This window comes from Pseudomonas sp. REST10, assembly GCF_029542605.1.
Taxonomy (GTDB): Bacteria; Pseudomonadota; Gammaproteobacteria; order Pseudomonadales; family Pseudomonadaceae; genus Aquipseudomonas; species Aquipseudomonas khazarica.
Map to the genome: position 1 here is coordinate 1,725,197 of NZ_CP035677.1, position 5,012 is coordinate 1,730,208.

The 5,012-nt window shown below is 61.4% G+C and carries 5 protein-coding genes and 1 tRNA gene; 1 reads left to right on the plus strand and 5 read right to left on the minus strand.

The features are described from left to right. A partial coding sequence (locus EWH21_RS08055; protein WP_277698747.1) for an IS3 family transposase occupies positions 1 to 204 on the plus strand: 204 nt, incomplete at its 5' end. A 602-nt stretch (positions 205 to 806) separates the two neighbouring features. Here EWH21_RS08055 and EWH21_RS08060 read toward each other — a convergent pair. From EWH21_RS08060 to EWH21_RS08080, 5 genes are all read right to left on the minus strand, one after another. After that, positions 807 to 880: transfer RNA gene (locus EWH21_RS08060), tRNA-Gly, on the minus strand. Between the two features lie 85 nt (positions 881 to 965). Then, positions 966 to 1,853: an alpha/beta hydrolase gene (locus tag EWH21_RS08065; RefSeq protein WP_277700250.1), complete on the minus strand. Its 888-nt coding sequence runs from the start codon at positions 1,851 to 1,853 to the stop codon at positions 966 to 968. A 393-nt stretch (positions 1,854 to 2,246) separates the two neighbouring features. Continuing rightward, positions 2,247 to 2,939: a pseudouridine synthase gene (locus tag EWH21_RS08070; RefSeq protein ID WP_152488200.1), complete on the minus strand. Its 693-nt coding sequence runs from the start codon at positions 2,937 to 2,939 to the stop codon at positions 2,247 to 2,249. Between the two features lie 3 nt (positions 2,940 to 2,942). After that, positions 2,943 to 3,149 (minus strand): cysteine-rich CWC family protein, encoded by a 207-nt coding sequence (locus EWH21_RS08075; protein WP_277700251.1) that lies wholly within the window; start codon positions 3,147 to 3,149, stop codon positions 2,943 to 2,945. Further along, on the minus strand, positions 3,149 to 4,615 hold the full coding sequence (locus EWH21_RS08080) for a sensor domain-containing diguanylate cyclase (RefSeq protein WP_277700252.1): 1,467 nt from the start codon (positions 4,613 to 4,615) through the stop codon (positions 3,149 to 3,151). The genes EWH21_RS08075 and EWH21_RS08080 overlap by 1 nt, the downstream gene beginning before the upstream one ends. Between the last annotated feature and the right edge of the window lie 397 nt (positions 4,616 to 5,012).

Consider the following 5,012-nt stretch of genomic DNA (forward strand, 5'->3'; position numbering starts at 1 on the left):
AACGCGGTCGCGGAGAGCTTTTTCCAGTTACTGAAGCGGGAGCGCATCCGACGGAAAACCTACAGCACCCGCGAAGAAGCTCGCAGTGATGTGTTCGATTACATCGAGATGTTTTATAACCCCAAGCGCCGGCACAGCAGCGCTATGCAGCTATCGCCAGTGGAGTATGAAAAGCGCTATTTTCAGAGCTTGGAGAGTGTCTAGGAAACCTGGGGCGATTCACTTCATGTCCTGCTCTGACCAATACCCATCCTGAAAGTGTGAAGTAAAGGATAGTGCAAATAATTAAGTTTGGAGCGCTCAGTTGGTCGTGGATATTATAAGTGTTGCCTCTGAGGGTGACGTCAAAATAAACAATGATCGCGGTAATCATGCTTGCAATGACAAACCCTGTAAGGCTTATTTTGAAAGGGCCATAAAAGGCAAGGTATAGTCCTAGTACTCCAACAAATAGCAGGGCTGTGAAAGAAAATTTTACTAATCGCTTGCGCATGCAGCCCTCGGCTGAAAGTTGCCAGAAGAAGAGTGGCCGTTATCCCGCGAGGGCTAACCCATTCTTCGGTTAGCGTCGTCGTCGCCTGATCTAGTTTGGCCGGTCTCCGTCACGCTCCTCCCGCGAGCCAGCCATTGACGTTGGCTTCTCACCTGTACGTCAACTATCGCTCGAGGAGAAGGGAAGAAGCGATTCATTTTCTGGCTGGCCGTTAGGCAGAGATCTTTCCTAGCCTGAACCCTTGGGGTCAAGTTTGCCAAACGCCGGAAACGAAAAAGCCCCGTCAGTGATGACGGGGCTTTTCTTGGCTGTCTGGAGCGGGTGATGGGAATCGAACCCACGGCTCTAGCTTGGGAAGCTAGGGTATTACCATTATACGACACCCGCAGCGGGTGCCTTTATACCGGAACTCGGCACAGAAATGAAGCGCGAAGCGTTGCGACAGATGCAGCCGCTCCGCGCTTGCGGGCCGTCATACCGCGAGGGCCTGGAGGTCGCGCAGGTCGCCTTTGGCCGGCAGTTGCAGGCGTTTGCTGGGGGCGTTGAAGAAGTCCAGCAGTACGCGTTGGGTCTGCAGCCAGGCAGCCTTGTGCTCCATGTCGAGGAAGTGCCCGGCATCGTCGATCACCGCGAACTGGGCGTTGTCGATGTGCTGGGCGAACAGGCAGGCATCTTCCACCGAGGTGTATTCGTCGCGGTCGCCGTTGACGAACAGCAGCGGGATGTCGATGGCCTGCAGGCACTCCATGCTGCAGTGCGCTTCCATGTTCAGCACCTGCTTGATGTGTGCGTACATCTGCCGGTACTCGTGTTCGTCCAGGGTGCTGACGTGCTTGTGGTTGAAGCGCTTGAACAGCGACGGCAGGTGCTTGCCGATGGTGCTGTTGACCAGCAGGGCGATGTTGTCGCGGTCCACGGCATTGAGAAAGCGCAGGCCCTTGTGCAGGTAGTCGAGCATCGGCACGTTGAGGATCGGCGAGAAGGAGCAGATGGCGGCCTTCTCCAGCGTGGCAGAGCGCTGGGCCAGGGCGAGCATCGAGGCGACGCCGCCCCAGGAGAAGGACATCAGGTACTGGGCGCCGTAGTGGTCGATCAGCTTGAGCAGGATGGCGGCCTCGTCCTCCTTGCTGATCGGCGTGAAGTCGCTGTTGTGCGGCTTCGACTGCCCGGCGTAGGGCAGATCGAAGGCCACCACGTTGAACTGGGGCTGCAGGTATTTCACCGTTTGCGCGAACGAGGCCGTGGTCGCCAGAGAGCCATTGACCAGGATGATGGTCTTGCTTGCTGCCGGATTGCCGTAGAACTCCGTGTGAACCTTGTGCTTCCTGTTGATCTCGACGACTGCGGTTTCTGGCCTCATGTCGTTTCCTCCTGGCGCAAATGGGTCAAGGCGAGCGGGTGGCCGTTCGCATTTGATTGAGCAGTCAGAAAAGCGCCTGAGCGTGACAGCTTCATGTCAGGCAAGAGATTTTTATAAGTATAGGAATTTCAAGCAGTTAGGATCGAAACAGACGAGCGCTCCAGGCCGTTTCACGGTCGGGAGAGGGCGGTGTTACCAGGCAGGAATCCAGTCGGCGCAGAGCGCCAGCAACTGTAAGAACACGAGCTTGTCTTGTTGTGACCGATTGGTCATCTAAAGACTTATGGCTCGATTCAAGCAGCTACCTTGCAGCCATGCAAGGGCGAGTCACATCTTTATCGCCCATTGTGGGCACCGTTGGTCGGGTAGTCAGGTTTCGGCGCTGTGCTGCGATCAGACGCTGGCGATTTCCGTGGCGGTGAGGGCGCGGTACTGGCCGGGTGCGAGCTGCGGATCGAGGACGATCTCGCCCATGCTTTCGCGGTGCAATGCGACGACGCGATTGCGAAAGTGACCGAACATGCGCTTGACCTGATGGTAGCGCCCCTCGAACAGGGTCAGGCGGGCGCGGTGGCTGTCCAGCAGTTCGAGCTGGGCGGGCAGGGTGGTGAGGTCTTCGAAGGCGAAGTACAGTCCGCGGGCGAAGACCTCGGCGTATTCGTCGGTGATCGGCTGTTCGGTGGTGACGTGGTAGACCTTCGGCTTGCGCTGCTGCGGCTGGGTGATGCGGCGTGACCAGCGGCCATCGTTGGTGATCAGCAGCAGGCCGCTGGTGCCCAGGTCGAGGCGGCCGGCCAGGTGCAGGTCGTGCTTGTCCGGCTCGTCGAGCAGGTCGAGCACGGTACGGTGTTCCTCGTGCTCGGTCGCGCTGACCACGCCGACCGGTTTGTGCAGCATCCAGTAGCGCGCGCTGCGGCCCGCCTGCAGCAGTTCGTCGTCCAGTTCCACGCGCTGGAAGTCACGGACTTCGCTACGCGGGTCGCGCACCACTGCGCCATCCACCCGCACTCGTCCGGCGCTGACCAGCAGGCGGCTGTCCTGGCGGCTGAAGCGCGGGAAGTTGCTGAGGAAACGGTCCAGGCGCATGGCTCAATCCCGCTCAGTGCGTTGCGCGGCGTCCAGTGCGCCGGCGCAGGCCGGGCACAGGCAGGCCGTGTCGCGCTGCTCGGGGGGCAGGCGTTCGAGTGCGGCGGGATCGATCTGCGCCCCGAAGCACCAGCAGGGTTGGTCGCTGCGCCCCGCGGCGATGCTGCAACGATTGGCCTTGCCGCACAGCGGGCAGCGCTGGGTATCCATCACTGTTCGACGCAGACGCGGTCGCGCCCGGATTGCTTGGCGCGGTACAGCGCGCGGTCGGTGCGACCGAGCAGGCTATGCAGGCTCTCGCCCGGTTGCCATTGGCTGAGACCGAGGCTGGCGGTGACCTGCAGCGTCTGGTCGGCGATGGCGTAGCGCTGTTCCGCGCATTGCTGGCGCAGTTTTTCGGCCAGGTCATGGGCGGCCTGGCGGTCGGTGTTCTTCAGCAGCAGGATGAACTCCTCGCCACCCCAGCGGCAGAGGATGTCGGACTGGCGCAGTTTGTCGCGCAGTTGCCGGGCGAAACGCTGCAGGACTTCGTCGCCAGCGAGGTGGCCATGCTCGTCGTTGATCAGCTTGAAGTTGTCCAGGTCGAGCAGCACCGCGCAGAGCGGGCTCTGCTCGCGCTGGGCTTCCTGCAGGGCCTGCTCGGCGAGGATGTCGAAGCCGCGGCGGTTGGGCAGCTCGGTGAGCACATCGGTGGTGGCCAGGGCGGCGATGCGCTGCTGGTAGCGGCGGATCGCCAGGCTCACCAGTGTCAGCACGATGGCGGTGACCAGCAGGCACAGCAGCAGGTTGATGTAGAGCCCCTGGCGGATGCCGGCCAGAGCCTTGTCGTGCTTGTCGACGAACAGGTACCACTCCAGCTCGGGAATGTAGCGCACGTTGAGGAAGTGCTCGCGGCCATGCTCCTGATACTCGAAGCGGCCGCTCTGCGGACTGGGCAGCTTCTCCAGCATGTCGCTCAGGCCGGGGATGTCGGCCAGCGAGTCACCGACCTTCGCCCCCTGCGGCCCGCCCTGCGCGCCGGTAAGGGTGATGCGTCCGGTGGTGTCGACGAAGTAGACGCTGCGCTCGTAGCGTTGCTGGTAGTCGTCGATCAGTTTGACCACCGCATCGACGGCCAGGCCGACGCCGGTGGCCCCGATGAAGTTGCCGTCGTAGTCGACCACCTTGTAGTTGATGAAGATGGTCAGGCGGTCGGCGTTGGCCATGTCGACGTCGACATTGATCTCGTAGGGCTCCGGCTGCATGCGCACGCGGTAGTACCAGACGTCGCGTGGTTCATCCGGTTTGACCCGCTTGAGCACGCCCTTGGACTGGTAGTAGGTGCTGCTCCTGTCGGAGACGAAGAAGCTGGTGAAGGCGCCGTAGTGTTCCTGGACTTCGCGCAGGTAGCGCGTCATCTGCGCGGTGTCCTGCTCGCCGGCCAGTACCCAGTCACGCAGGAAGGTGTCGCGGGCCATCATCGAGGAGATGAGGATAGGGCGCACCAGGTCTTTCTGGATCTCCGAGTAGACGGTGTCGGAGGTCAGCGGCAGCTCGGTGTTGATGATGCTGTCGCGAATCGAGTCGCGCGAGGCGTAGTAGCTCAGCAGCGAAGTGGTGAGAAAGCCGCTGCCGAGCAGGAACAGGAGCAACAACACCAACGAGGCTTGCGTGTGCCGTGTGGGAGGCAGTGACATGGGTAACCCGGGGCTATCTGATGGCGTGATGCTAGCTTGCCGGGTAGGGGGAGCGCCAGTTGTGATCGGTGGCGATGAGCGTTGTGTGGTGTGGGTGAAATCTGGAAGTTGCGGGCATTTCGCTTCTGGATCGCGTTCGGGGCGGGGGCTGCGAGAGTGGGTGCGATGACGGTGGAGATGACGGTGTTGATTGCCAGGAGGCGGTCGCGGCTGAAGCCCCTCCTACGGGTATTCGTGTGGGAGGGTTTGTAGAGGAATCGCGGCTGAAGCCGTTCCTACGGGTGGGGTGGGAGGTTGTGGCTGGAGCTTCTTCCACGGGTATTCGTGTGGGTGGGTTTGCAGAAGAGTCGCGGCTGAAGCCGCTCCTACGGGACAGGGCGGGAGGTTGGGGCTGGAG

Bases quoted from the DNA above. Each gene is read 5' to 3' on its own strand.
- EWH21_RS08065 (WP_277700250.1), bottom strand. From the start codon at position 1,853: ATGAGGCCAGAAACCGCAGTCGTCGAGATCAACAGGAAGCACAAGGTT.
- EWH21_RS08080 (WP_277700252.1), bottom strand. From the start codon at position 4,615: ATGTCACTGCCTCCCACACGGCACACGCAAGCCTCGTTGGTGTTGTTG.
- EWH21_RS08075 (WP_277700251.1), bottom strand. From the start codon at position 3,149: ATGGATACCCAGCGCTGCCCGCTGTGCGGCAAGGCCAATCGTTGCAGC.
- EWH21_RS08070 (WP_152488200.1), bottom strand. From the start codon at position 2,939: ATGCGCCTGGACCGTTTCCTCAGCAACTTCCCGCGCTTCAGCCGCCAG.